Here is a 25,289-nt window from a genome sequence, read left to right as displayed (position 1 = left end):
CGGCCCCGGCCGAGCCCGTCGTCGCGGAGGCACCGGCCGCGCCGCCGATGCCCGCCGCTCCCCCGGCCGCCCCGACCGCCCCGCCGGCTCCCGCCGCGCCGCCCGCGGTGGCGCTGGAGAAGCCCGCGGCGGCCCCGGCCGACGAGGCCGCTCCGGCGGTCGCGAGCGAGGGTGTGACGGAGGTGCTGCCCGCGGCCGCCATGGTCGAGGACACCCCGGTCGAGGAGGCGCCTGCCGAGGAGGCCGAGGTCGAGGACGCTCCCGTCGAGGAGAGCGCCGCCGAGGAAAGCCCGGCCGCCGACGCCGGGTCCGAGGACGCGAAGCCCGAGGCCCCCGCGGCCGCGAGCGCCGACGCCGTGTCGCTCACCAAGGCCGACGAGCCCGAGGCCCCGGCCACCGAGCCGGCCACCGAGCCGGTCACGGAGCCGGTCACTGAGGTGCTCCCCGCGGCCGACGCCGACGGTGCCGCCGAGGTCGCGGAGGCCGCCGAGGCCCCTGCGGTGGACGAGGATTCCGCGCCCGAGGCGGGCACCATGGTGCTCCCCGTCGAGGCTGTGGAGGCGGCCCCCGCGGCCGCTCCCGCGCCCGCCGAGGCCTCCGAGACGCCGCGCCCGAAGGCCGACTGACGACCGGCTGAACCGGTCTGACCTGCGATATCGGCCCGGGTCCCCGACACGGGGGCCCGGGCCGGACATTTCACCCAGGCGGCACCCGGCCGGGAAACGGAATTTGTCCTGGCCCCGGTTTCCGCTAAAGTTCATCACGTCGCCGGGACGCGGAAACGCGGAACGGAAGACAGGCGGACGTGGCTCAGTTGGTAGAGCATCACCTTGCCAAGGTGAGGGTCGCGAGTTCGAATCTCGTCGTCCGCTCGGAAACAAGCAGTGGGATCACGGTGGGCGACCACCGGTTCCCCGGCTTGGTGGAGTGGCCGAGAGGCGAGGCAACGGCCTGCAAAGCCGTGTACACGGGTTCAAATCCCGTCTCCACCTCTGGAGTGAGTTCCGGTCCGCCGGAGCGACCTTCCCCGCGCGATTAGCTCAGCGGGAGAGCACCACACTGACACTGTGGGGGTCACTGGTTCAATCCCAGTATCGCGCACGCAGTAACAGAAGCACCGCGTAGTAACATGAGTGCGGATCGCGAGATCCGTCCCCCGCGCGATTAGCTCAGCGGGAGAGCACCACACTGACACTGTGGGGGTCACTGGTTCAATCCCAGTATCGCGCACCGAAGACCCGTCAGGGTTCTGACGATCGAGGGTCGCTGGAGGCAACTCCTGCGGCCCTTCTTCGTGTTCGGGAGCAGGTCTGCGGGGTGGATCCAGTTACGATGACGTGCCCGTGGTCCGGGCAACCCGCGGCACGATTCGTCGAACGACAGGCACGCCCATGACCCTGCGACGTCTGCGGCATTCCGCCGAGACGGGGGCCATCAGCCCCGAGCCGACGCCCGGCGACCGCCGTGCGACGGCGGCCGGGTATGCCGCGATCCTGCTCGTGGCGCTGGTGGACGCGCTGGTGGACCCGGCGATACCCGGCGCGGTCACGCTCGGCCTGATCCCCCCGGCCGCCGCCGCGGTGTGCAACAAGCGCCAGGTGACGGGGCTGGCCGTGGTCGCGACCGCGGTGTCGGTCGTGCTGGTCACCTGGTACGAGGCGACCACCGTGACGTCGAAGTGCGTGCACGTGACGGTGATCGCCGCGCTCGGCCTGGTGGCGCTCGGCGTCACGATGACCCGGCTGCGGCGCGAGGCGCAGCTGCGGCACGCCCGTTCGGTCGCCATGACGCTGCAGAGCGCGGTGCTCGAGCCGGTCCCGCCGCGGCTGCCCGGCCTGGACCTGGCGAGCCTCTACATGGCCGCGGAGGCGGAGACCCTCGTCGGCGGCGACTTCTACGCGGTCGTCGAGTCGCCGCACGGCATACGCATGTTGATCGGCGACGTGCGCGGCAAGGGCCTGCCGGCGGTGAACACGGCGGCGGCGTTGATGGCGGCGTTCCGCGAGGCGGCGTACTACGAGAAGGACCTCGTCGAGGTGGCGGCGCGCCTGGAGAGCCGGGTGCACCGGCTCGCGGCCGAGCGCACCGGGCCGCCCGGCGAACGGTTCGCGACGGCACTGCTGCTGGCGTTCGACGAACCGGACCGGCTGCGGCTGATCACGTGCGGGCACACGCCGCCGATCATGCTGCGGGACGGTACGGCGGCGGAGATAGAGCTGCCGGACATCGCTCCCCCGTTGGGCCTGTCGACGCTGTACCCGGGCGGCGTCCGGTACGTCGAGCACGAACTGCCGTTCCAGGCGGGCGACACGCTGGTGGCGACGACCGACGGCATCGCCGAGGCGCGCAACGAGGACGGCGAGTTCTACCCGACGGCCGCCCGTCTGACGGGCTGGAGCCGGGCCTGGCCGCAGCACATCGTCCTGCACCTGTACAGCGACCTGCGCGGCCACACCGGCGGCCCGCTCCAGGACGACGCGGCGGCCCTGGTACTGCAACGCCCGCGCAGGAACGCCCCGTCCGGCCGACGCCGCCTGCCGCACCTGATCTGACGACACGCCATCTGACGACATGCCAGTCGACGCGTTGTCAGATTTCTTTCACAGCACCGCAACACGGGACGGCTTCCCCGGTAACAGCGCGCGCCTCTACTGAGTGGCGACCCGCCGCCACGGCGGGGCGCGGCTAGGGTTCCGCCGCCGGTGCCGCAACGGCGGCCGGCGGGGCTGGTCCGAGAGCCGCAGGCGGGGCCGCGGGCCCCGTTCCACGGCGGGAGAAAAGCCCGGGAGGCCAGGTCGATCCGGCGTGTTGCCGGATCCCGGTCCCGGGAGCCGCCCGTGACGCTTTGTCGGCTTTTCCGTACCCGTGCCGCTTCCGGGGCTCCGCCCGGCCGCGCGGCCGACACCGGGTACCTCCGCGAGGCCGCCGCGCGTGACGCGTGTGCCGTGCAGAGCCGCGTCCCCGCCGCCTCGCCCGTCGTCGCTCTCCTTCCCCGCGTCGCGGGCCCTGCGCGGCCCCGCCATGACGCCTGCGCGGAAAGGCCCACGTCATGACCACGATCAGTGCTCCGTCCGGCGCCTCCCCCTCCCCCGCCCCGTCCGGGGGTGCGGCGGCGGACAGCGCCGACCTCGCGTCGTTCGGCTACGAGCAGCAACTGCACCGCAAGCTGGGAAGTTTCGCGTCGTTCGCCGCCGGGTTCTCGTTCGTGTCGATCCTCACCACGGTGTTCCAGCTGTTCGCGTTCGGGTTCGCGTTCGGCGGGCCGGCGTTCTTCTGGACGTGGCCGCTGGTGTTCGCCGGCCAGCTGCTGGTCGCGCTGTGCTTCGCGGAACTGGCCGCGCGCTACCCGATCGCCGGGTGCGTGTACCAGTGGTCGCGGCGGCTCTCCACCGGCGTCACGGGCTGGTTCGCCGGCTGGCTGATGCTGCTCGGCCAGATCGTGTCGGTCGCGGCCGCGGCGATCGCGCTGCAGGTGGCGCTGCCGCAGATCTGGTCGGGGTTCCAACTGGTCGGCACGGACACGGCGTTGTCGTCGAAGGACGGTGCCACGAACGCCGTGCTCCTCGGCACCGCGCTGATCGCGGTGACGACGCTGATCACGGCCGTCGGCGTGAAGGTGATGTCGCTGGTCAACAGCGTGGGTGTGGCGTGCGAGCTGGTCGGCGTCGCGCTCCTGGTCGTCCTGCTGTTCGCGCACTCCGAGCGCGGCCCGTCGGTCGTGACGGAGACCGGCGGCGTGCAGGGCGGCGGCAGCTATGTGGGGGCGTTCCTGGTGTCGGCGCTGATGGCCGCGTACGTGATGTACGGGTTCGACAGCGCGGGCGAACTCGCCGAAGAGACCCGGGACCCGCGCAGAACCGCGCCGCGGGCGATCGTGCGCGCGCTGGTGGCGTCCGGGGTGGCCGGGCTGCTGCTCCTGCTGGCCGCGCTGATGGCGGCGCCGAGTGTGACCGACGGGGAGCTCGCGCACGGCGGGCTGCCGTACGTCCTGACGTCCCAACTCGGCACCGGGCTCGGCAAGGCGCTGCTCGTGGACGTCGCGGTGGCCATGTTCGTGTGCACGCTGGCGATCCAGACCGCCGCGACGCGGCTGGTGTTCTCGATGTCGCGCGACGGGGTGCTGCCGGGGTCGGCGCGCCTGGCGAAGGTGTCGCCGCGGACCGGCACTCCGGTGCTGCCCGCGCTGGTCGTCGGCGTGCTTGCGGCGGCCCTGCTGCTGGTCAACGTCGGCCGCGCCGAGCTGTTCACGGCGCTCACCTCCGTCGCGATCGTGCTGGTGTACCTGGCCTACCTGCTGGTGACCGTGCCGCTGCTGGTGGCGCGGCTGCGCGGACGGCTGCCGGCGGGCGACGGGTTCTCGCTCGGGCGGTTCGGGCCTGCGGTGAACGCGGCGGCGGTGGTGTACGGCGTGCTGATGGCCGTCAACATCGGCTGGCCGCGCGCGGAGGTGTACGACCCGGAGGGCGGGCACTGGTACCTGGAGTGGTTCGCCGCGCTGTTCCTGGCGGGCGTCCTCGCGGTGGGCGCGGCCGCCTACGGGCTCCTGCGCCGCGAGCGCGGGCGGGCCACTTCGGCACCCGTGCCGCACGCCGGTTCGGCGCCGGTCGCGGCGGAGGCGACGCCGTGACGGCCACCGATGTGCGGTACACCCACGAGATCGCGGCGGGCGCGGCCTGGACCGTGCGACTGGGGCGGCACCGGTCACTGCGGCTGACCTGCCTCGACGACGGCGCGAACGCGTCCGTCCTGATGTTCGCCGCGGCCGATCCGCTGGAACGGCTGAACGTGCCGGACACGCTGAAGGCGCAGATGTCGGCGTGCGTGCGCCCGCCCATGGTGCTGATGTCCGACATGGGGCGTGCGCTGGCGTCCGTCACCGGGTCCTCGCTCGACTGGCACGACGCGGTCACCGGGCACAGCACGGACGCCCTCGTCGAGGCGCGGTTCGGGCCGTCGTCGTACGCCGCCGACCGCAACGGGTGGCGGCGCAGCGCGCGTGCCGGGCTGTTGGACGAACTGTGGAAGCACGGCCTCGGCAAACGCGACCTGCACGCGACGGTGAACCTGTTCAGCAAGGTGGTCCCGGGCGGCGACGAGCGCGGCTCGCTCGCCTTCGAGCCGGGGCACGCGGCGACGGGCGACTGGGTCGAACTGCGCGCCGAACAGGACCTGCTGGTGGTGCTGTCCACCGCGCCGCACCCGATGGACCCGACACCGGTCTGGGCACCGGCGCGGCTGCGGGCGGACGTCGCCGCGGTCCCGGCGCCGGGCGCTGACGACGCGTCACGGCGGTTCCGGGCCGAGTCGGGCCGGGCGCTGGCGGAGACCGAGAGGAGCCTGGCATGACCGTGACCGACGCGGACGCGATGCACGGTGTCGACGTGCTGTTCGACACGACGGTCGAGGCCGGCGACGGCTGGACCGGCGAACTCCCGGCCGGGAGCCGGCTCCGGATCGTCGACCTGTGCGGGAACCAGGCCGTCGACACGCTGTTCTTCGACGCCCACGACTACACGAACCGCTACAGCGCGGTCGACACGGTACGCGAACAGGGCGCGGCGTACCTGACAACGGGCTCGGTGCTGCGGTCGGTCGACCTGGACCCGCTGGCGACCATCGTCGCCGACACCTGCGGACGCCACGACACACTGGGCGGCGCCTGCGCGCAGGAGAGCAACGTCGTGCGATACGGCCGGCACACGCGCCACCAGCACGCCTGCCGCACGACGTTCGTCCGCCAGGCGATGGCGTGGGGGCGCGGGCTGGAGAAGCGGGACCTGACCCACAACGTGAACTTCTTCATGAACGTCCCCCTGACCCGGGACGGAGGCCTGACCTTCGAGGACGGCGTCTCCGCCCCGGGCAAGTACGTCGAACTGCGGGCGGACCGCGACCTGCTCGTGCTGGTGAGCAACTGCCCCCAACTGAACAACCCGTGCAACGGCTACAACCCGACACCGGTCCAGCTGACGGGGTGGCGCACATGAGGGCGACCCTCCAGGCGGGAACGCAGCCAGAGAACCGCGACACGGCGAAGCCCGCAGCCACGACGACCGCCCTCACCGACGACGCGGCGAAGCCGTCGTCGCCCACCACGAGCAACCAGCCCGCGACCAACAACCAGGCCGCAGGACCTCACCAGCCTGCGGCAGAGCCCGCAGGCACAACGAGCGGAAACGCAGAGACACGCGACGCGGCGGAGCCGCCGTCTCGCGCAACGCGCGGTCACGTGCCGGGCGAACCCACCACCGACACCCCGACGATGGCCCGCGACGAACCCGCAGACGAAACGGCCGCAGTCACCCGCAGCCGCGACGCGGCGAAGCCGTCGTCGCCCACGAAGGGGGACCGTGCGGCAGACGAACCCACGACCAACAGCCAGGCGACCGGACACCACCGGCCTGCGGCGACGCCAGCGGACCTAGCAACCGGCTGGACCCACGACGCAGCGAAGCCCGCGGAAACGGCGACCAGCCGCACGCGCGACGCGGCGAAGCCGTCGTCGCCCACGCCGCGGGATCACACGGCGGACGAACCCACGGCCGACAAGCGGGCAATCGACCGACACAAACCCGCAGAAGCGACGACCGCCGGAAGCACCCGCGCCTGCGACGCGGCGAAGCCGCCGTCGCCCGCAACGCCGGATCGCACGACGGACGAACCCACGACCGACAAGCGGGCAATCGACCGACACAAACCCGCAGAAGCGACGACCGCCGGAAGCACCCGCGCCTGCGACGCGGCGAAGCCGCCGTCGCCCGCAACGCCGGATCGCACGACGGACGAACCCACGACCGACAAGCGGGCAATCGACCGACACAAACCCGCAGAAGCGACGACCGCCGGAAGCACCCGCGCCTGCGACGCGGCGAAGCCGCCGTCGCCCGCAACGCGGGATCACCTGGCGGGCGAATCGACAACCGACAGCCCTGCTATCGCCCGTCACGACGCCGCAGATACAGCGGCCGGAAGCACAGGCACTCGCGACGCGGCGGAGCCGCCGTCGCTCACGACGCGGGGCCCCTCGACGGAGCACCCCGCGACCAGCCGTCCGGCCACCGCGCCTCACAAGCCGATCGCCGTCAGGCCGTCGGGCATCGCAGCGGGGGCAGGTAGCCACGACGCGGCAAGGCCAACGGTGCAGGCCTCGGGTGAGTCGTTGGTGGGCGGGGGGCTCGCTGGGTTCACTGTGCTTGAGGGCGGGGTGCAGAGCCTTGTGGTCGACCTCGCTGGGCGGCGGGGGCTTTGGGGGGTTGGGGTTCCGCCTTCCGGGGCGTTCGATGATCGGGCGTTTGCTTTGGCGAATGCGGCCGTTGGGAACCCCCCGCGGGCGGCTGGGATCGAGGCTGTGTTGCGTGGGCCGGTGTTGCGGGCCGAGCGGCGGATGGTGGTGTGTCTCGTCGGGGCCGTCGCGGGGGCGACGTTGGACGGGCGGGCGGTCGTGCCCGGGCGGGTGACCGTCGTTCGGCCCGGGCAGGTGCTCGACATGGGGGACGCTCCCGGGCCCGGGCTGCGTCAGTACCTGGCGGTCGGCGGCGGGGTCGCGGTGCCGTCGGTGCTCGGGAGCCGGACCACGTTCCTGCTCGGCGGGTTCGGCGGCCACCAGGGGCGGGCCCTCGCGGTCGGCGACGTGCTGGCGGTCGGGTCGGCGGAGAACCTCGCGGCGCCGCAGGACGTCACCGGCGTGCTGCCCGAGCTCACCGACGTGTGGGAGCTGCGTGTCGTGCCGGGCCCGCACGGCGCGCCCGAGCATCTGACCGAGGACGGGTTGGCCGAGCTGTTCGCCGCCGAGTGGCGGGTCGACCATCGCGCGGACCGGACCGGTGTGAGGCTCGTCGGGCCCGCGCCGGGCTGGGCGCGCGAGGACGGCGGTGAGGCGGGCCTGCATCCGAGCAACATCCACGACAGCGCGTACCCCGTCGGCGGGATCATGCTGTCGGGCAACACCCCCGTGATCGTGGGTCCGGACGGGCCGAGTCTCGGCGGGTTCGTGGTGCCCGCCGTCGTGGTGCGCGCGGACCGGTGGAAGCTCGCGCAGGCGCGGCCGGACGACCGGGTGCGGCTGATCCCCGTCACGCCGGAGGAGGCCGCGCACGCGAACCGGGCGCGGGACGCGGAGTCGGCCGATCCGCGGGCCGCCGCCGCGTGGTTCGAGGCGTCGGGGCGGCACGGTTCGGAGCTGCCGGGGGGCCTGGCCGGTCCGGCGCGGCCCGCGCCGTTGGCGGAGCTGGCCCCGTCGGGCGTACGGCCGTCGTTGACGGTGCGTCGTGCCGGGGACCACCACGTGCTGGTCGAGGCCGGGCCCGCGCGGCTCGACCTGACGGTGCGCCTTCAGGTCCACCTGCTGGCGCGGGCGTTGGCCGAGCGGGCGCTGCCCGGGGTGACCGAGGCGGTGGAGGGTGTGCGTTCCCTGCTGCTGGCGTTCGACCCGGAGGTCCTGCCGCACGCCGAACTCGCGGCCGCGCTCGCCGAGGCGTGGGAGTCGCTGCCGGATCCGCGCGGCATCGAGCTGCCGGTGCGCGAGGTGGTGCTCCCGATCTCGCTCGACGACCCGGCGGCGCACGAGGCCATGCTCCGCTACCAGCGCGGGGTGCGGCCCGACGCGCCGTGGTGCCCGGACAACGTCGAGTTCATCCGTCGCGTGAACGGCCTCGCGTCGCGCGACGCGGTGTTCGACGTCGTGGAGGCCGCGACATACCTGGTGCTCGGGCTCGGCGACGTGTACCTGGGCGCGCCGGTCGCCGTGCCGCTCGACCCTCGGCACCGGCTGGTGACCACGAAGTACGACCCGGCGCGCACCTGGACGCCGGAGAACGCGGTCGGCATCGGCGGCGTGTACCTGTGTGTGTACGGCATGGAGGGCCCCGGCGGCTACCAGCTCGTCGGGCGCACCGTGCCGGTGTGGCGGCTGGGCGACGCCGAACGCGCGGGCGCCACGCCGGGCGATCCGCCGTGGCTGCTGCGGACGTTCGACCGGCTGCGGTTCCGGCCGGTGGGCGCCGACGAGCTGCTGCGGCTGCGCGCCGACGTCGCGGCGGGGCGGGCCGGGCTCGACGTCCGGCCCGCGACGCTGACCTGGGACGACCTGACCGCGGCGAACACGCTTCTGACCGCGGAACTCGAACGCGAGGCGGCGGCCTTCACCGCCGCGAGGGAAGCCGCGTTCGCGGCGGAACGCGAAAGGTGGGCCGCGCGTTGAACGTGTGGATCTCCCGTTACACGGTGGATCAGCTGGGTACCCGCGAGCGGGGCGTACCGACCGACGGTCCGCTCGCGGGGCTCCGCTTCGCCGTCAAGGACAACCTCGACGTGGCGGGGCTGCCGACGACCGGGGCCTGTCCCGCGCTCGCCGACCGGGTCGCGGAGCGCGACGCGGAGGCCGTGCGGCGGCTCGCCGCGGCCGGGGCGGTGCCCGTGGGCAAGACCAACATGGACCAGTTCGCGACCGGGCTGGTCGGCACCCGCAGTCCGTACGGCGCGTGCCACAGCGTCGCGAGCCGCGACCACGTGTCGGGCGGCAGCAGTTCGGGCAGCGCGGTGGCCGTCGCGTCCGGCCAGGTGCCGCTCGCGCTCGGGACGGACACGGCGGGGTCGGGGCGGGTTCCGGCGGCCTTCAACGGGATCGTCGGGATCAAGCCCACGCGCGGGCTGGTCTCGACGCGCGGGCTCATGCCGGCGTGCCGGTCGCTCGACTGCGTCACCACGTTCACCCGCACCGTCGCGGAAGGACGGGCCGCACTCGCGGTGTTGGCCGGCTACGACGACGAGGACCCGTGGTCGCGGGCCGCCCCGGCGGTGCCGCCGGCGGGGGTCGCGGCCGAGGCACGGGTGGTGGGCGTCCCGGCCGGGCCGCTCGACCTCGACCCGGCGCACGAGGCCGCGTGGAAACGGGCCGTCGACCGTGCGCACGAGGTGGCCGACGTGGTGGTCGAGGTCGACGTGACCGCGTTCCTGGCGGCGGCGCGGCTGCTCTACGAGGGACCGTGGCCGGCCGAACGGTACGCCGCCTTCGGCGCGTTGCTCACCCCCGACGGGCCGCACCTGGACCCGACGGTGCGGGCGATCGCCCTCGCCGGCCGCGGGGTGACCGGTGAGGAGGTGTTCACGGGCCTCGACCGGCTTGCGACGCTGCGGCGGCGCGGTGAGGCGGTGTGGTGGGACGTGGACGCGCTGCTCCTGCCGGTGACGCCGGGGCATCCGACACTGGCCAAGGTCACGGCGGACCCGGTCGGGGTCAACGCGCGGCTGGGGACGTACACGAATTTCGTGAACCTGCTGGACCTGGCGGCGGTGGCGGTCCCGGCGGGCGAGCGCGACGACGGGCTGCCGTTCGGCGTGCAGTTCGTGGGACCGGCGTTCGCCGACGGACCTCTGCTGGACCTCGCGTCACGCTGGTGCGGCGAGCCCGACGTTAGGCCTGCACCCCGACCGGGCCGCACGTTGCTGGCGGTCGCGGGCGCGCACCTGTCCGGCCTCCCGCTGAACGGCCAGCTGGTCTCCCTGGGCGGCCGCCTCCACCGCCGAGCCAGAACGGGCCCCGGCTACCGCCTGTACCGCCTCCCGACCGCCGGCGTCCCCCGCCCGGGCCTGGCCGCGACCACCGACGGCCCGACGAGCGGAATCGCCGTCGAGGTATGGGACCTCCCCGACCAGGGCGTCGGCGCACTGCTGGGATCGATCCCCCCGCCGCTGGGCCTGGGCACCGTCGCCCTGGCGGACGGCACATGCGTAACGGGCTTCATGACGGCGGAAGGCGGCCTACGAGGAGCCGAGGACATAACGCAATTCGGCGGCTGGCGCGCCTACCTGACGACCAACCAGACGACGACCTGACCCCACGCTCCGCGCCGAACGAGCGAGCACGCGACGCAGCGGGGCCGACGGGCACGGTACGGGGCAACGGACTCGGCGCGGGTCCCGCAGGGACGCGAACGGGGCGATGGGGCGCTGTCCCCACCGAGTTCGACGGCCGCGTGGAACGGCGGCCCGCGAACGCTCAAGGCAAGCCGTGCGCGGTACGGGGCTGCTCATGGGCGCGGGGGATTTCCCGGTGCAGGGCTGCCGTGCATGTCCGGAGTGGTCCGTACCGCCAACGGCCCGCCCGTTGGCGTCGTTTCGCCGGCGACGACGCTCAGCTGTCAGGCCGGTTCGTCTTCGGGGGCGGCCGGGGGCTCGTCCGGGTCGGGTGTGGCCGTTTCCTCGGCGAACTCGGCTGCGGCTGCGGCGTCCGGGTCTTCCGTCGGGGCGACGGGCTCCGTCGGCTCGACTGCCTCCGGCTGCGGGGCGGGCACCGGGGTTTGGGCGGCGGGCACGGCGGCCGCGGGCGGGGCCGGGGAGTCCTCGGGCTTTGGTGGCTGGGGGGTCTGCGGCGGGGTCGCCGTGCGGGGCTTCGGGGTGGCCTTTTTGGCGGGGACCTTGCGGTCGGGTTCGGGGAGGCCCAGGCCTCGGAGTTCGTCGGCGGTCCAGCCCCCGGCGAGGGCGGCGGTCCAGGCGTCGCGGACGCGTTGTTCGCCTTCGGTGGCGGCGCGCTGCAGGGGCTCCAGCTCCGAAGTGGCGGCGGTCAGTTCGCGGATCAGCTCGATGCGGCGGTCCAGCAGGGCACGGGCCGCCGCCTCGGCGTCGATCACCACAGTGTCATCGATCATATGCGCACCGTAGTGGATCCGGCGCGGGTGTCGAAAACTCCCACGCCGGACGCCACCGGCCCGTCCGCACCACGCGCGGGCGGGCAACTCCCGCGCTGTTACCAGCCGTCGCCCGGGGGCACGGTCGTCAGCGCGCGCACGAAACGGTCGTACGAGATCTGGCAGCTCTCCAGCCGCTCGTACGTCCGCGCCGACAGCGCGACGACCACTCCCCCGTCGACGGCGAGGCTCCAGCACCAGCCCCGACCGCCGTCCGCCCGTCCCATGAGCGGGCGTAACCCGGCTATCCGCGCACGTAGTCCGTCGAGTTCGGCGCGGCACGTCTCCGCACTCGCGTGGCCGCGCGCGGAGCGGGCGATGACCCGTCCGTTGGGCGCGACCATGCGCCAGCGCACGCGGCGTTCGGCGTCCAGGTGGACGTCGTAGCGCGCGGTGCGCTCGGGTGCGGCGTCCGGGGCTTTGCGTTCACCCGAACCGGCCGGCGACATAGTCGGCCGTGCGGGGGTCGCGGGGCGCGCCGAAGACGTCGGCGGTGGGTCCCGCCTCGACGATGTGCCCCGGTGTGCCCTCGCTCGCGAGGAAGAACGCGCAGTGGTCGGAGACCCGTTGGGCCTGCTGCATGTTGTGGGTGACGATGACGATGGTGACCTCGGCCCGCAGCTCGGCGATGGTGTCCTCGATCCTCCGTGTCGAGGTGGGGTCAAGCGCCGAGCAGGGTTCGTCCATGAGCAGGACGTCGGGGTCCACGGCCAGCGACCGGGCGATGCAGAGACGTTGCTGCTGGCCTCCGGACAGCGCGCCGCCGGGCTGCCGCAGCCGGTTGCGGACCTCGCTCCACAGGCCCGCGCGGGTGAGCGCGGACTGGACGATGCCGTCCTTGTCGGCGCCGCGCCGCCCGGTGAGTTTGAGGCCGGAGACGACGTTGTCGTAGATGGACATGGTCGGGAACGGGTTGGGCTTCTGGAAGACCATGCCGACGCGGCGGCGGGTGTCGATGGGGCGGCGCGCGGGGTCGTAGATGTCGTGGCCGTCGAGCCGTACCTCACCGGCGAGTTGCGCGGAGGGGACGAGCTCGTGCATGCGGTTCAGGATGCGGAGGAAGGTGGATTTGCCGCAGCCGGACGGGCCGATGAGGGCGGTGACGCGGTTGGCCGCCATCGTCAGGTCGACGCGTTCGAGCACCTTGTGGGTGCCGAACCACGCGCTGACCGCGCGGGCTTCGAGGGTGGATCCGGCCTTGCCGGGGCGCGCGCCTTCTGGTGGTGGCGGCGCCGGGCTGGGCAGGGTTGTCGCGGTGGTGTCGGTGGACACGGGACGAACCTTCCGCTCCGGGGACTATTGCAGCTGGTCGTGCGGTGCTCACACGGTGGCGGGCAGCAGCCGGGCCGCCGTGTCGTACAGGGCCCACAGCACCGCGATCGCGGTCGGGGTGCCGAGGAGCAGGGTGACGCGCCGGTCGTACCTGCGCAGCGCCCACGCGAGGGCGGCCGTGACGGCGACCAGCGCCTGGGCCCACAGCAACAGGGCGACACCGGCGCCGGATTCGCCGCTGGTGCCCTTCTCGTCGGAGCGCACCGTCTTGGGGCGCCCGGGCTCGGCCCGTTCGGCCTTGCCCTGCAGGTCGGCGACGACGGTGTCGCGCCCGCCCGGGTGGAACCAGGAGTCGGCGGTCACCAGGGTGAGCTGGTTCGCGCCGCCGGGGGCGATCGCGTCGTCGTGGCCGTTTCCGACGTGCTTTTGTCCGCGGACGAGGTAGGTGAACTCGCCCTGCTGTGTGGTGACTTTGATTTTCTGGCCGGGCCTGAGGTCGCCGATGCGTCCGAACGGCGCGCCATACGTCCAGGACTTGCCCATGAGAACCGCGTTGCCGTAGCCGCCGGGCAGCGCGGTGTTGCGCAGGTGTCCGGGGCCGCCGCGCAGCAGCGCCGCGGTGGTGCCTTCGACGACGACCTGCTTGACGTCGAGGGCGGGGATCTCGAGGAGGGCGACGGGGGTGCCCTCCTCGATGGCTCCGCCGAGCGGGCCGGTGTCGCGGTAGAAGTCGTCGGAGATCTGGTCGTAGAGCCGGCGCTGGGTGCGGGCCTGCTGGATGTCGGAGACCGTCGCGAGGTAGCCGACGAAGCCGGCGAGCAGGACGACGACCAGGCCGAGTGCGGCGCCGGCGATCGTGTACGGGTCCCAGGGCGCGCGGGCTGATGTGGCGGGCGGGTCCGCGGGGGGCGCGGGCGTCCCGGTGGGCGCGGTGTCCTTGTGCAGGAGCAGGGTGGGCGCTTCGGCCGTCGAGGCGACGGCGGTGTCCGGGCGCGGGTCGACGGTGGTCATCGGGCTCCTCCGGCGGGCCTGCGGCGGACCGTGCGGATCAGGGCGGCGATCGGCGGCGGCCACCTGCCGGTGCGGTGGCGCCAGCCGATACCGAGCAGGACGGGCGAGGCGGCGGCGGAGCCGAGGGCGACCGCGATCAGGACGATGAGCAGGAGCGAGGCGGGGTCGCCGTGCAGGGCCTGGCGGAGGCGTTCGGCGACGGCCTGCATGGGCGCGACGTCGTTCTTCGGGCCGACGGCGGCGGGCTTGGGCCTGGGGCTCGCCGACGGGCTCGCGGCGGGGGTGGTGGCGGGCACGGTGGTGGTGCCGCCGGACGTCGTCCCGCCGCCGGTGGTGCCGCCGCCGGAGCTGCTTCCGCCCATGCCGCCGGTCGTTCCGCCGCCCGTGTCGCCACCGGTGCCTCCGGTCGTGGGCGGGGCGGACGTCGTCGGGGCGGGCGTGGGGTTGGCGGCGCGCTGCACGGCGAGGCGCGCGGCGTCCACCTGGGTCTTCTGCTTGGCGGTCAACGGGGCGTAGCCGGGCGGGAGTTGGCCGAGCAGCACGCCCGACCGCTGGCCAGGCCCGGCGACATAGGCGAGGTAGGTGTCGAGCGAGGAGGCGAGCGGCTTGCCCACCCCTTGCGTCGGGAACGCGAGGACGTCGGTCTTGGTGAGCGGGTAGGCCTTGGGGTCGGTCGTCGCGAAGTTGTTGGAGAGCGTGACGCCGTCGGGGCCGGGTGTCGCCGCGTTGACGCCGGCGGTGATGCTCTCGACCGTGGGAGCGACGAACTGCCCCGCGGCGTTGCGGAGTCGGGCGGCCGGCAGGTGCATGCGCTCGGCCGCTTCGAGGCTCGTGACCGCCACGACGCGGCGCGACGTGGGCCCGTCGGGGTCGACGGCCTTGAGGTCGGGACGCCCGGGCAGGCCCTTGTCGACGACCTCGGGGCCCTGGGACTTGATCAGGTTGTCGACGATCGTCCAGTACGAACTGATGGGCCGGTAGGACAGGTTGGCTTCCTCAACCCGGTTGATCACCACCGGCAGGGGGTAGCTGATCGCGCCGGTGCGCCAGGCGTCCGGGCAGGCGACGCCGTGGTCGTCGGGGGTGCCTGCGAGCCACTGCCGGGCCTCGGCGTCCGAGAGCAGCCATCGGGTCAGCTCGTAGACGGTGTCGTCGCTGACACCGCGGATCATGAGCGTGTGCAGTTGGTCGCTGACCGGCCAGGTGCGGCCGGGGTTGGCGGCGAGGAACTCCGGGTCCAGGTACAGGTTCTGGATGTACCGGGGGTTCTGGCCCGGTTGGACGAGGCCGGGCCAGGAGCCCGTGGCGTACCGGGGCGAGGTGTTGTACGCGTTGGTCAGGAGCTTCGCAACGAGCCGCGGCGTGAGGTTGACCGGGTCGAGCGCTTCGACCGCCGTCTGGTCGGCGTTGAGGCGGGTGACGTTCAGGGCGATGACGATGGCGCCGTTGGTCACCGGCGCGTACCCGGCGTCGGAGTTCTTCCTGCCGGGCACCGAGCCGGACGACGCGCTCACCGCCTGGTCGCCGGGCCCGCCCAGCGGCTGCGTGGTGAGGCCGCCGTCGACGTTGCCGGACCGGAAGGCGTCGCGGCCCTCCTGGCTGCTGCTCGCGGTGACCGCCATCGTCATCGGCTTCTGTGCGCGGCACAGTTCGCCGAGCCAGGACAGCCCGGCCATGGCGTGCTCCGAACTTCCCGCGACGCGCAGCGCCAACGGGCCGGCCTTGCACGTGTCCGGCTCCGGGGCGAACGAGATCGGCGCCCACGCGGCCTGGCCGGCCTGCATCGCGAGCTCGAACTCCTGCCACAGCGGTGCGTACGAGGGGCCGCTGCCCACCGCGGTGACCGCCGGGTGGAAGTCGTCCTTCGTCGCACCGGGCGCGGGACGCAGCACGACCGCGATCACGCACGGCGTGGACTCCGCGCAGCCGAGGTACGGCCGGTCGGCCTTCGGCAGGACGCGCATGAACGTCGACCCGCTGGACCCTCCGACGCCGAACACGGCCTCGTGCCCGAGCACCGGCCCGACCACGCCCCCGGGCTTCTCGGGGTTCGGGCGCAGGTCGTTGACGCCGTCGCAGTCCTTGGCGGTCGGCACCGCGCCCTTGCACTGGTAGACGCCCAGCGAGTAGCCGTTCGGCATGAACCCGCTCCAGCGCACCTCGATGCGCTGGTTCACCAGGTCGGTCGACTGCGAGAGGGTGACTTTCGGTCCGGTGGGCTCGGCCGCCGACGCGGGGCCTTGCAGGACGACGGACCCGCTGAGCATTCCGAGGACCACCGCGAGCACGGCGGCGATGGCTCCGGGCGCATGCCAGGGACGTGCGTGGAACAGGCGAGGCACGATGACTCCGGTCGAGCATCCGGCCGTTCGCGGTGGCGACGGCGAGGCAGGTGATGCGGACTCCGGAGCACCACCTCACAGGTTGCCCGAACTCCCGTCCAGATCCCGGGCGTTCTGCTCACCCACCCGTTCCCTCCCGCACACTGGTCGGACATCTCCCGTTGTCATCGGGCGAAATGCGCCCAGTTCCGTCCTGTGTCGACTTGTTTCCGTATCAGACATGTCGAGCATCCAGCGTTTCCGCCACGGTCACGCCGCACCGCCTCCCGGGCCAGCACATTGATGGACGTCGCCTCGGCGACAGCCCATCAGGCTCCAGAGAGGGAAACGCCATGCTCCGCAAGCTCGCGACCGCCGTGGCCGCCACCGCGACGGCGATGCTTCTCGCCGTCTCGGCGGGCGCCGCCCACGCCGACAACTACGCCGGCGTCGGTTCGGACACCACGCAGGACGTCATGAAGGCGCTCACGAACCAGTACAAGCTGACGCACCCCGCGAACACCTGGACCAGCATCAACGCCGGCGCCACGTCGGGCTCGATTCCGGCCTCGGGCACCTGCCCCGGCGTCTCGTTCTCGATGAGCAGCCCGGCCCCGAACGGCTCCAGCGCCGGTATCGCCGCGCTCATCGCCGACACCAACAACTGCATCGACTACGCGCGTTCGTCGCGCGCCCTCAAGCCCACCGAGACCGGCCTGACGGCGATCCGTCTCGGCGGCGACGCGGTGTCGTGGTCGGCCGAGGCCGCCGCGAACGGCGGCAAGGCGCCGTCGAACATCAGCCGCAGCCAGCTGCAGGACATCTACCGCTGCGTCGCCACCGACTGGAGCCAGGTCGGCGGCAGCGCGGGCTCGATCGTCCGCTACGTCCCGCAGGCGGGCTCGGGCACGCGTGACTTCTTCTTCAACACCGTCCTCGGCTTCGACCCGACGGTGCTCGGCGGCTCGAACCTGTGCGCCACGCAGCCGAACGTCGTCCAGGAGAACAAGGGCAACCAGGTCACCGCGGCCGACAAGAACACCGCGATCCTGCCCTACTCCAAGGCCGCCTGGACCGCGCAGTCCAACAGCGGTGTGACCGGTGTCGCCGACGCCCGCAACGGCTTCGTCCTGGGCAACATCGACGGCATCGCGCCGGGCACCACCAGCCCGACCGCCTTCATCGGCAACCGCAGCGTCTACAACGTCTACAAGAACACCAACGCGCCCCAGGACCTGCTCGACTTCCTCAACTGGGCCGCCGCGCAGAACAGCATCAAGGCGACCTACGGCTTCACCGCCTGACGCCGTACACCTGACCGGCCGAACACCTGACCCACCGCCGCCCCGGAGCTCCCGCCGAGCCCCGGGGCGGCGGCATTCCCGACGACCGCTGAGGCCCGACGGAGCGCGAGGGGGACGGGAGGACTGGAGGACGAGAGGGCTGGACAACGAGACCGCGGACCGGCGCTACGAGAAAACGACCCGGCCGGCAAGCAGGCAGGCGGACGTGCGGCCAGCAGGCGTGCGTGCGGACGGGCGGCGAGCAAGCAGGCAGGCAGGCGTGCGTGCGTGCTTGCGGCGAGCGAGCGGGGGTGCAGGCAGGCCGCCAGGCCGTCAGGCCGTCAGGCCGTCAGGCCGTCAGGCCGTCAGGCCGTCAGGCCGTCAGGCCGTCAGGCCGTCAGGCCGTCAGGCCGTCAGGCCGTCAGGCCGTCAGGCCGTCAGGCCGTCAGGCCGTCAGGCGGAACGTCCCACAGGCGGGAGAGCTGCGTTTCGCTCCCGTCGAACTACCCGCGTTCACAGGCCGGTTCGCTGTCACCTGCTGTTTCCGTCGCGGTCGCCGCAGGCGTACCGGGGGCCTGGTTGGCTCGTCGCGGCATCGACGATCGGGCCATCCGTAGCACGAGTCGGAGGAACTCCGCATGACCGCCGCTCCGTTGGAAGCCACGGCCGACAGACCGCGCAAGATCGTGGTCCGGCGGACGGCGGCGGATCAGGCGTATCGGTGGACGACGCGGGTGGCCGCGTGCACCGTGCTGGCGTTGCTCGGGGCGATCGGCGTCTATCTGCTGCGGCGCGGGTGGGACGCGATCGACTCGGCCGGGTGGAGCTTCCTGACGGAGGACCGCTGGCAGCCTGCGCGCGGGACGTTCGGGGTCAAGGGGCTGCTGGTCGGGACGACGCTGGTCGCGGTGACCGCGCTCATCGTCGCGGTGCCGATCGCGCTCACCGGGGCGCTGTTCATCACGGAGTTCGCGCCGCGTCGGGTGCGCCGCACGCTGACGTCGCTGGTGGACCTGATGGCCGCCGTACCGTCCATCGTGTACGGCCTGTTCGGATTCTTCCTGCTCCAACCGCAGCTGATCCCCGTGAGCCGTTGGCTGGCCGAGCACTTCGGGTTCGTGCCGGTCTTCAAGGTGCACAAGCTGGAGGGCTCCAGCCGTTACGCCGACGGCCAGTTCGCGTCGTCGCTGTTCATCGCCGGCGTCGTGGTGGCCTGCATGGTGATCCCGATCTGCTGCGCGGTCATGCGCGAGGTGTTCTCGCAGGCGCCGCAGGGCGAGAAGGAGGGCGCGCTCGCGCTCGGGGCGACGCGCTGGGGGGTGATCCGTTCGGTGGTGCTGCCGTTCGGACGCGGCGGGATCATCGGCGGGACGATGCTCGGCCTCGGCCGGGCGCTCGGCGAGACGATCGCCGTCGCGATCATCCTCTCGTTCAACACCGGCTTCACGATCCGGGTGCTCGAGGGCAACGGGTCGACGATCTCCACACTGATCATCCTCAAGTTCGGCGAGTCCGACCCGTTCTCGCTGTCCGCGCTGATGGCCGCCGGCCTCGCGCTGTTCGTCATGACCCTGATCGTGAACGTGGTCGCCGGCCTGGTCATCGCCCGCTCGCGCAACGGCGCGGCGACCGAGATCTGAGCCGCGCGCGACCGCCCGCTCCACCCGCACGCCCGACGACGAGGGGACGCCAGGCAGTGAACGTCATCGCACCACCCGCCGCGCCGCCGCCCGCCGTGGCGGCCCCGGCTCCGACGCCCGCACCGCAGGAGCGCCGGGTCGCGCTGCGCGGCGTGCCGCGCGAGGAACTGGGCGTCGCCGCAGCGGCGTTGCTCGCCGGGGCGGCGTTCGCGTGGGTGCTGTACGGACGCATCCTGCCCACCTCGGGCTGGCAGGGCTACCTGATCACCGCGTACGTGTCGTTCCTGGCGCTGTACGGCTTCAGCATCCAGCTGCGCCGCAACGCCGTCGAGGCCCGCGACCGGGTGGCGACGGCCGTCATCACGACCGGCATCGCCGCGCTGCTGGGCACCGTGGGCACGGTCATCGTCTACATCTTCGTGCGCGGATCCGGTTCGCTGGACGCCGACTTCTTCACCGAGACGCAGGAGTACTTCGGCGCGCTCAGCGGCCCGGACGTCGCGGTCGGCGCGGCGCACGCGATCGTCGGCACGCTCGAACAGGTCGCGCTCGCGACCCTGATGACGGTCCCGCTCGGCGTGGCGACGGCCGTCTACCTCAACGAGGTCCGCGGCCGGCTCGCGCAGGTCGTGCGGGTGGTCGTCGAGGCGATGAGCGCGCTGCCGTCGGTGGTGGCGGGCTTGTTCGTGTTCGCGGTGGTCATCGTCGGGTTCGGGCAGAACCGCAGCGGGTTCGCCGCGTCGCTCGCGCTCGGGATCATGATGCTGCCGATCGTCACGCGCACCACAGAGGTGGTGCTGCGTCTGGTGCCGGGCGGCCTGCGCGAGGCGTCGCTGGCCCTCGGCGCGAGCGAACTGCGCACGCTGTGGCACGTCGTGCTGCCGACCGCGCGCAGCGGCCTGGGTACCGCGGTCATCCTCGGCGTCGCCCGCGCGGTCGGCGAGACGTCGCCGGTGCTGCTGGTCGCGGGCGGCAGCACGCGGATGAACTGGAACCCGTTCGAGGGCGAGCAGGAGTCCCTCGTCTACTTCATCTGGCGCAACATCAAGTCGCCCAGCGACCGGCTCAACTCGCTGGCCTTCGGCGGCGCGGTCGCGCTCGTCGGCATCGTGCTCTCGCTGTTCGTGCTCACCCGGCTGCTGGCCCGCGCGCCGGGCGAGCTGTCGCGGCGCCAGAAGCGGCGCATCGCCCGCGAGGCGGCCGCCGCCGGCCCGTCGCGCCCCTCCCCGTCCTGACGCCCGCCCGTGATTTTGGAGTGGACATCGTGTCGCGCACCGCGCAACGCAGCAGCACCACCGGCCGACTGCTCCGCCTCGCCGGGGCGTTCGGCCTGGCCGTCCTGACGACGGTGACCGCCGCGCCGCAGGCCCATGCCGCGATGGAGCCGATCTACGGCTCGGGTTCGACGTGGAGCATGGTCGCGGTCCAGCAGTGGGCGAGCGACGTCGCCAGCCGCGGCATCAAGGTCAACTACAACGGCATCGGCTCGACCGCCGGCCGCCGCGACTTCCTGTACAGCCAGAGCTCGGACTTCGCGGTCTCGGAGATCCCGTTCCAGAGCCGGTACGCGGACCCGAGCGGCCAGGTCTACGACGAGGTCCGCGACCTGCAGGCCAAGGGCATCGGCTACGCCTATCTGCCGATCGTCGCCGGCGGCACGTCGTTCATGTACCACCTGACGATCCGCGGCGAGCGTGTGCGCAACCTCCAGTTGTCGCCGCGCACCCTCGCGAAGATCTTCACCGGCCAGATCAAGGTGTGGAACCACCCGGACATCAAGGCCGACAACCCGCAGATCCCCAACCTGCCGCCGACGCCGGTCACGCCCGTGGTGCGCTCCGACGGCTCGGGCACCAGCGCCCAGTTCAGCCTGTTCATGTCGAAGCAGACGGGCGACCTGTGGACGACCGGCATGACGTCGGACTTCCCCGTGCCGCCGGGCGGCAAGGCGCAGCCGCAGTCGGACGGTGTCGCGAACTGGGTGGCCGCGGACTACGGCGAGGGCGCCATCACGTACGTCGAGTACGCGTACGCCAAGCAGCGCAACTTCCCCGTCGCTTCGGTGCTGAACGCCTCCGGCCGGTACGTGCAGCCGACGTCGGACAACGTCTCGATCGCGCTCACCGAGGTCAAGCTGGCGGCGGACAGCACGCAGGACCTGACCGGCGTCTACACGATGAAGGACCCGCGCGCCTACCCGGTCTCCAGCTACAGCTACATGATCGTGCCGACCAACATCCCGGCCAACTCGCGCTTCACCGCGAGCAAGGGCGAGACGCTCAGCCGGTACATCAAGTACTTCCTGTGCGACGGCCAGCAGCAGGTCGACACGCTCGGCTACTCGCCGCTGCCGCCGCAGCTGGTGGCGTTCGGGTACGCGGCGGTGAAGAAGATCCCGGGCGCGGTCGACCCCGGCGCGCTGCCGCGCGACCTGAACAACATCACGCAGGCCGAGTACGACGCGTGCCCGAACCCGACGTTCAGGCCGGGCTTCACCAAGCCGATCGACAACCGGCAGAACGGCGGCTCCACCGGCGGCGGGACGAACGGCGGCGGCAGCAACGGCCGCGGGACGACCGGCGGCGGTACGGGAGGCGCGTCGGGCGGCACGGCGACGGGCGGCAACGCCGCGACCGGCGGTGCCACCGGGGGCGCGACCGGCGGGAGCGCGGACGGCGGCGCCCCGCCGCCCGAGGCCGCCGCGGTCGACCCGGACACCGGCGAACCGGTCGGCGACGGCGGTTCCGGCGGCGGCGCGTCCGGCGGCACGGGAACCGTCAAGAGCGCCGGCGCCACCGAGCTCGACGGCCCGCCCGCGGTACCGGCGATCTGGTTCTACGCCCTGGCCATCGGCTGCCTGGCCCTCGCGGTCGGCGGCGGCCCCGCCCTGTACGCCGTCCTCGACCGCCGGCGCGACGCCGGGACCGGCGGTCCGTGAGCCGCACCCACGACATGGACACCGCCTGCCCGGCCGCCCCGACGGCGACGGCCGGCCCGAAGAGCGCGTAAGGCCCCCCGACAGCCCCCCGCGACGACCACCTTCGGCAAGGCGAACGCAAGAACCGGGCGACCCGCCGGACTTCGGCGTGCCCGGAAGCAGCACCCACCGGAATCGCACACCCCGAGAGGAAACCGGACCCATGGAGCTCCTTCGTCCTCGTACGCTGGCCGCCGCGATCCTGCCGCTGGCCGCGGTCGCGACCCTGGCCGCGCCGTCCGCGGAGGCCCGCACCACCCCGACCCCGAACCCGACCGTCGCGGTCACGCCGGCCTACGGCGCCGCCGCCGGGGGCACCGCGACCGCCAAGGCGAACGTGCCGTGCCCCGCCGGCACCAGCACGTTCCGCTTCACCGTCAGCGGCGACGGCGTCTTCACGGTGTTCGGCAGCGACTACCTCGGCACGCCGCTGCCGGCCGACCGGATCCCGAACACCGCCGTCTACGGCGCGCAGCCGCTGTTCGACGCGGACAGCCAGCCCGTGAACGGCCAGACCTACAAGATCACCGCGCAGTGCCTCGACGACGCGCTCAACGTCACCACCCTCGCGGCGACCGACGTCAAGGTGAACGAGGGCGTCTGGAACACCCTCAAGCCGGTCGTCTACGCGCTGCCGGCCAAGATCGGCTCGCTGCGCCTCGCGCTGGTGGCGTTCACCGGCTTCGCGGGCGGCGAGGGCGTCACCGGCGTGCTGCGCGCCGCGGACGGCACCACCACCCCGGTCACCCTCCAGCCGCAGGGCACCGACTCCTCGGGCCGCGGCGCGGCGCTGCTCCAGGTGCCGGCCGGGGTCGCGGACGGCGCGTACACGCTCGTGCTGACCGGCGACGCGTCGAAGGCCCGCGGCGAGATCGCGGTGACGCTGGACACCACGCGCGTCTGGTGGTGACGGACACGGGCCGCACCCGCCCGTGAGGCAACTCCCCGGGCCGGCGGCGTCGTTCGCGGCGCCGCCGGCCTCCCCGGCGAAGCACGTCCGGACACGGACACCACTCGGAAGGCGAAGACCTGTCATGTTGCTGGCACGCACCATGGGCGCGGCGGGAGCGGTGCTCCTCGCCGCGTCCGTCCTGCCCGGTCTGGCGCGGGCGGACGAGCCCGCGCCCACCTTGATCCTGGACCCGACCTCCGCCGGGCTGCGCGTCGGCGCGAAGGTCAAGGCGTCCGCGCCCTGCGCGGCCGGTTCGATCGGGTACAACCTCGTGATCACCGGACCGCACGGCCTCGGCGGGCTGTACAGCGACGCGCTCCCGGCCGACCTGGTGCCGAACCCGGGCACGCAGGTGGGCGCCATCCCGTTCTTCGACATGGACTCCGACCCGCCCGCGGACGGCGAGACCTACGTGCTCCAGGTCAACTGCATGGGCGCGGACGGCGCGGCGACCAAGCTGGCGTCGGTGGACCTGAAGGTCGTCGGCACAAAGTGGGAGCTGCAGGGCGGCGCGACGACCCCCGCGGGACCGACCGCGTCGGTCAACCCGACCACCGCCAAGCCGGGCGACCTGGTGTCGGTCACGCTCGCGGGCTTCGGCGTCAACGAGTTCGTGACGCGGACGCTGCGCCCGGCCACCGGCTCGACGCCCGCCCCGGTCAACCTGCCCGACCAGGCGGTGAACCAGGACGGCGGCTCGACGGCGCTCGCGAAGATCCCGGACGACCAGCCCGACGGCGAGTACGTCATCGACTTCGAGGGCCCGGACACCGGCCGCAAGGCGCACGTGTCGATCACGGTCGCGCGGGCCACCACGCCTCCGACCTCGCAGCCCCCGACCTCGCAGCCGCCCACGTCCCAGCCCCCGACGTCCCAGCCGCCCACCTCGCAGCCCCCGACGTCCCAGCCGCCGACCTCCCAGCCGCCCACGTCCGAGCCGCCCACCTCGCAGTCGCCGACCGCGACCGCCACGGCGACGGACACCGCGACGGCGACGGCCACGACCGGTGACAGCAGCGGCGGTTCGACGTCCGGCGGGAACAACAACTCCGGCGGCGGCGGACTCGCACACACCGGCGCGCTGCTCGACCCGCGCCTGCTCGGCACGGCCGGCGTCGCGCTGATGGGCGGCAGCGCCCTGGTCTGGTACCGCACACGCCGTCGTTCGGCGCTCCTCGAGGGCGACGACCAGCTGTAACCCCCGTATGGGGGCGACACGGGGACAGGGCGGTGGACCGGGCGACCGGGCCACCGCCCTCGTGCCGTGGAGGGGCTGCTACCCCTTGGCCTTGGCCGGGGGCTTCGAGGCGGGCTTCTGGTCCGGCTTCGGCTCGACGAGGCGCGCGAACACCACGACGTTGCCGTCGTAGCCGTGCTTCTTGTCGTACGACCCGCCGCACGTGATGATCCGCAGCTCCGGCAGGCCGGTGCCGCCGTAGACGCGGTCGACCGGGAAGTCCTTCTTCCGGAACACCTGGATGCCGTAGATGGCGAACGTCGCGGTCGTGCCGTCCTCGCGGCGGACGCGGATGGTGTCGCCCTTGTGCAGCGCGCCGAGCTTGTAGAACACCGCCGGGCCGGACTTCACGTCGACGTGCCCGACCACCACCGACGTTCCGTCCGCACCGGGCGTCGGGGAACCGTCGTACCACGCCGCGAGGTTGCGGTCGTTGGTGTTGGGGGCGGCGATCCAGCCCTTGGTGTTGAGGCCGGTGCGCTCGATCGGCGCCTCGATGCCGACCGCCGGGATGGCGATCGCGGTGGGTGTCGACGGCGGCATCGCCGGCGCGGTCTTGGGCGCTTGCGCGGTGGGTGCGGCGGACGCCGCGGGTGTGGCCGACGCGGACGCGGAGGTCGACGGGCCGGGGGCCGTGGGGCCGCCCGGCACGTCACCGGCGGTCGGTTCGGGCCGCGCGGCGGCGGCCGGTTGCGGCGGACCGCCGCTGGGTTCGAGGCCGGCGTGCGCGTTGGAGAGCCCCCAGCCGAGTGCGACTCCCAGGAACACCACGCTCGCGACCCTGCCCCGCCGGGTCAGCCTCATCGGTTCGACGCCCCGCGCGCGCCGACCGCCCCGCCTGCGGAGCGGCCAGTGCCGCCGGAGCACCGGGCCCGGCCGGGCCGCGGAGCGCCCGGCGTGCCGGCCGCGCCC

General features: G+C 73.3%; 19 protein-coding genes, 4 tRNA genes and 1 pseudogene. 17 read left to right on the top strand and 7 right to left on the bottom strand.

Going from position 1 to position 25,289, the window contains the following annotated elements; all coding sequences use genetic code 11:
- From QI554_RS42850 to QI554_RS42810, 9 genes and pseudogenes are all read left to right on the top strand, one after another.
- Positions 1 to 626 (top strand): annotated as a pseudogene (locus QI554_RS42850) (Rne/Rng family ribonuclease); the annotation flags it as partial.
- 173 nt (positions 627 to 799) lie between these two features.
- Positions 800 to 872 (top strand) — tRNA-Gly (locus QI554_RS42845).
- Positions 873 to 921: 49 nt separating this feature from the next.
- A tRNA-Cys gene (locus tag QI554_RS42840) sits at positions 922 to 992 on the top strand.
- A gap of 37 nt (positions 993 to 1,029) precedes the next feature.
- Positions 1,030 to 1,101 (top strand) — tRNA-Val (locus QI554_RS42835).
- A gap of 57 nt (positions 1,102 to 1,158) precedes the next feature.
- Positions 1,159 to 1,230 (top strand) — tRNA-Val (locus QI554_RS42830).
- A 161-nt stretch (positions 1,231 to 1,391) separates the two neighbouring features.
- Positions 1,392 to 2,552 (top strand): PP2C family protein-serine/threonine phosphatase, encoded by a 1,161-nt coding sequence (locus tag QI554_RS42825; RefSeq protein WP_281478660.1) that lies wholly within the window; start codon positions 1,392 to 1,394, stop codon positions 2,550 to 2,552.
- 497 nt (positions 2,553 to 3,049) lie between these two features.
- Positions 3,050 to 4,627 carry an amino acid permease gene (locus tag QI554_RS42820; RefSeq protein ID WP_281478658.1) on the top strand — a complete coding sequence of 526 codons (1,578 nt, stop codon included), beginning with the start codon at positions 3,050 to 3,052 and terminating at the stop codon, positions 4,625 to 4,627.
- Positions 4,624 to 5,346, top strand: a complete 723-nt coding sequence (locus QI554_RS42815; RefSeq protein ID WP_281478655.1) for an urea amidolyase associated protein UAAP1 — start codon at positions 4,624 to 4,626, stop codon at positions 5,344 to 5,346. The genes QI554_RS42820 and QI554_RS42815 overlap by 4 nt, the downstream gene beginning before the upstream one ends.
- On the top strand, positions 5,343 to 5,987 hold the full coding sequence (locus tag QI554_RS42810; protein WP_281478654.1) for an urea amidolyase associated protein UAAP2: 645 nt from the start codon (positions 5,343 to 5,345) through the stop codon (positions 5,985 to 5,987). Before QI554_RS42815 ends, QI554_RS42810 begins: the two co-directional genes overlap by 4 nt.
- Before the next feature lie 238 nt (positions 5,988 to 6,225).
- On the opposite strand, the gene QI554_RS42805 is transcribed toward QI554_RS42810, so the two are convergent.
- Positions 6,226 to 6,510 carry a hypothetical protein gene (locus tag QI554_RS42805; RefSeq protein ID WP_281478653.1) on the bottom strand — a complete coding sequence of 95 codons (285 nt, stop codon included), beginning with the start codon at positions 6,508 to 6,510 and terminating at the stop codon, positions 6,226 to 6,228.
- Positions 6,511 to 7,138: 628 nt separating this feature from the next.
- Here QI554_RS42805 and QI554_RS42800 point away from each other — a divergent pair.
- Together QI554_RS42800 and atzF are read left to right on the top strand one after the other, a co-directional pair.
- The gene (locus QI554_RS42800) at positions 7,139 to 9,199 is read left to right on the top strand and encodes a 5-oxoprolinase/urea amidolyase family protein (RefSeq protein ID WP_281478652.1); all 2,061 of its coding nucleotides are present in this window, start codon (positions 7,139 to 7,141) and stop codon (positions 9,197 to 9,199) included.
- A 23-nt stretch (positions 9,200 to 9,222) separates the two neighbouring features.
- The gene (gene atzF / locus QI554_RS42795; protein ID WP_281478650.1) at positions 9,223 to 10,833 is read left to right on the top strand and encodes an allophanate hydrolase; all 1,611 of its coding nucleotides are present in this window, start codon (positions 9,223 to 9,225) and stop codon (positions 10,831 to 10,833) included.
- Between the two features lie 305 nt (positions 10,834 to 11,138).
- On the opposite strand, the gene QI554_RS42790 is transcribed toward atzF, so the two are convergent.
- From QI554_RS42790 to QI554_RS42770, 5 genes are all read right to left on the bottom strand, one after another.
- Positions 11,139 to 11,645, bottom strand: a complete 507-nt coding sequence (locus QI554_RS42790) for a hypothetical protein (protein ID WP_281478648.1) — start codon at positions 11,643 to 11,645, stop codon at positions 11,139 to 11,141.
- A 98-nt stretch (positions 11,646 to 11,743) separates the two neighbouring features.
- Positions 11,744 to 12,133 carry a YegP family protein gene (locus QI554_RS42785; protein ID WP_281478647.1) on the bottom strand — a complete coding sequence of 130 codons (390 nt, stop codon included), beginning with the start codon at positions 12,131 to 12,133 and terminating at the stop codon, positions 11,744 to 11,746.
- Positions 12,111 to 12,929 carry a phosphate ABC transporter ATP-binding protein gene (locus QI554_RS42780; protein ID WP_425528143.1) on the bottom strand — a complete coding sequence of 273 codons (819 nt, stop codon included), beginning with the start codon at positions 12,927 to 12,929 and terminating at the stop codon, positions 12,111 to 12,113. The genes QI554_RS42785 and QI554_RS42780 overlap by 23 nt, the downstream gene beginning before the upstream one ends.
- A 75-nt stretch (positions 12,930 to 13,004) precedes the next feature.
- Entirely contained in the window at positions 13,005 to 13,967 is a 963-nt protein-coding gene (locus tag QI554_RS42775; protein WP_281478645.1) for a sortase, read from the bottom strand.
- Entirely contained in the window at positions 13,964 to 16,309 is a 2,346-nt protein-coding gene (locus QI554_RS42770) for a substrate-binding domain-containing protein (RefSeq protein WP_281478643.1), read from the bottom strand. The genes QI554_RS42775 and QI554_RS42770 overlap by 4 nt, the downstream gene beginning before the upstream one ends.
- 332 nt (positions 16,310 to 16,641) lie before the next feature.
- Between QI554_RS42770 and QI554_RS42765 the strand changes: the two genes are divergently transcribed.
- The 6 genes from QI554_RS42765 to QI554_RS42740 all read left to right on the top strand — a co-directional run bounded on the left by QI554_RS42765 (position 16,642) and on the right by QI554_RS42740 (position 24,338).
- A complete protein-coding gene (locus tag QI554_RS42765) occupies positions 16,642 to 17,592 on the top strand; it encodes a substrate-binding domain-containing protein (protein WP_281478641.1) in 951 nt (316 codons plus the stop codon).
- A 617-nt stretch (positions 17,593 to 18,209) separates the two neighbouring features.
- On the top strand, positions 18,210 to 19,211 hold the full coding sequence (gene pstC / locus QI554_RS42760; RefSeq protein WP_281478638.1) for a phosphate ABC transporter permease subunit PstC: 1,002 nt from the start codon (positions 18,210 to 18,212) through the stop codon (positions 19,209 to 19,211).
- A gap of 56 nt (positions 19,212 to 19,267) precedes the next feature.
- Positions 19,268 to 20,446 carry a phosphate ABC transporter permease PstA gene (pstA, locus tag QI554_RS42755; protein WP_281478637.1) on the top strand — a complete coding sequence of 393 codons (1,179 nt, stop codon included), beginning with the start codon at positions 19,268 to 19,270 and terminating at the stop codon, positions 20,444 to 20,446.
- Positions 20,447 to 20,475: 29 nt separating this feature from the next.
- Complete coding sequence (pstS, locus tag QI554_RS42750) at positions 20,476 to 22,149, top strand: phosphate ABC transporter substrate-binding protein PstS (RefSeq protein WP_281478634.1); 1,674 nt, start codon at positions 20,476 to 20,478, stop codon at positions 22,147 to 22,149.
- Positions 22,150 to 22,351: 202 nt separating this feature from the next.
- Complete coding sequence (locus QI554_RS42745; RefSeq protein ID WP_281478632.1) at positions 22,352 to 23,098, top strand: hypothetical protein; 747 nt, start codon at positions 22,352 to 22,354, stop codon at positions 23,096 to 23,098.
- Between the two features lie 124 nt (positions 23,099 to 23,222).
- Positions 23,223 to 24,338 carry a hypothetical protein gene (locus QI554_RS42740; protein WP_281478630.1) on the top strand — a complete coding sequence of 372 codons (1,116 nt, stop codon included), beginning with the start codon at positions 23,223 to 23,225 and terminating at the stop codon, positions 24,336 to 24,338.
- A gap of 78 nt (positions 24,339 to 24,416) precedes the next feature.
- Here QI554_RS42740 and QI554_RS42735 read toward each other — a convergent pair whose 3' ends face one another.
- Positions 24,417 to 25,148: a class F sortase gene (locus tag QI554_RS42735; RefSeq protein WP_281478628.1), complete on the bottom strand. Its 732-nt coding sequence runs from the start codon at positions 25,146 to 25,148 to the stop codon at positions 24,417 to 24,419.
- Positions 25,149 to 25,289: the final 141 nt, after the last annotated feature.

Source organism: Yinghuangia seranimata (genome assembly GCF_029953285.1).
Taxonomy (GTDB): domain Bacteria; phylum Actinomycetota; class Actinomycetes; order Streptomycetales; family Streptomycetaceae; genus Yinghuangia; species Yinghuangia seranimata.
The sequence above is the reverse complement of the archived record's forward strand: the minus strand, read 5'-3'. Positions and strand labels throughout refer to the sequence as shown.

What these genes read in the sequence shown, in the direction of transcription:
- QI554_RS42785 (WP_281478647.1), bottom strand. Translation starts at nt 12,133, where the DNA reads ATGTCGCCGGCCGGTTCGGGTGAACGCAAAGCCCCGGACGCCGCACCC.
- QI554_RS42745 (WP_281478632.1), top strand. Translation starts at nt 22,352, where the DNA reads ATGGAGCTCCTTCGTCCTCGTACGCTGGCCGCCGCGATCCTGCCGCTG.
- QI554_RS42790 (WP_281478648.1), bottom strand. Translation starts at nt 11,645, where the DNA reads ATGATCGATGACACTGTGGTGATCGACGCCGAGGCGGCGGCCCGTGCC.
- QI554_RS42810 (WP_281478654.1), top strand. Translation starts at nt 5,343, where the DNA reads ATGACCGTGACCGACGCGGACGCGATGCACGGTGTCGACGTGCTGTTC.
- QI554_RS42820 (WP_281478658.1), top strand. Translation starts at nt 3,050, where the DNA reads ATGACCACGATCAGTGCTCCGTCCGGCGCCTCCCCCTCCCCCGCCCCG.
- QI554_RS42825 (WP_281478660.1), top strand. Translation starts at nt 1,392, where the DNA reads ATGACCCTGCGACGTCTGCGGCATTCCGCCGAGACGGGGGCCATCAGC.
- QI554_RS42775 (WP_281478645.1), bottom strand. Translation starts at nt 13,967, where the DNA reads ATGACCACCGTCGACCCGCGCCCGGACACCGCCGTCGCCTCGACGGCC.
- QI554_RS42765 (WP_281478641.1), top strand. Translation starts at nt 16,642, where the DNA reads ATGCTCCGCAAGCTCGCGACCGCCGTGGCCGCCACCGCGACGGCGATG.
- QI554_RS42740 (WP_281478630.1), top strand. Translation starts at nt 23,223, where the DNA reads ATGTTGCTGGCACGCACCATGGGCGCGGCGGGAGCGGTGCTCCTCGCC.
- pstC (WP_281478638.1), top strand. Translation starts at nt 18,210, where the DNA reads ATGACCGCCGCTCCGTTGGAAGCCACGGCCGACAGACCGCGCAAGATC.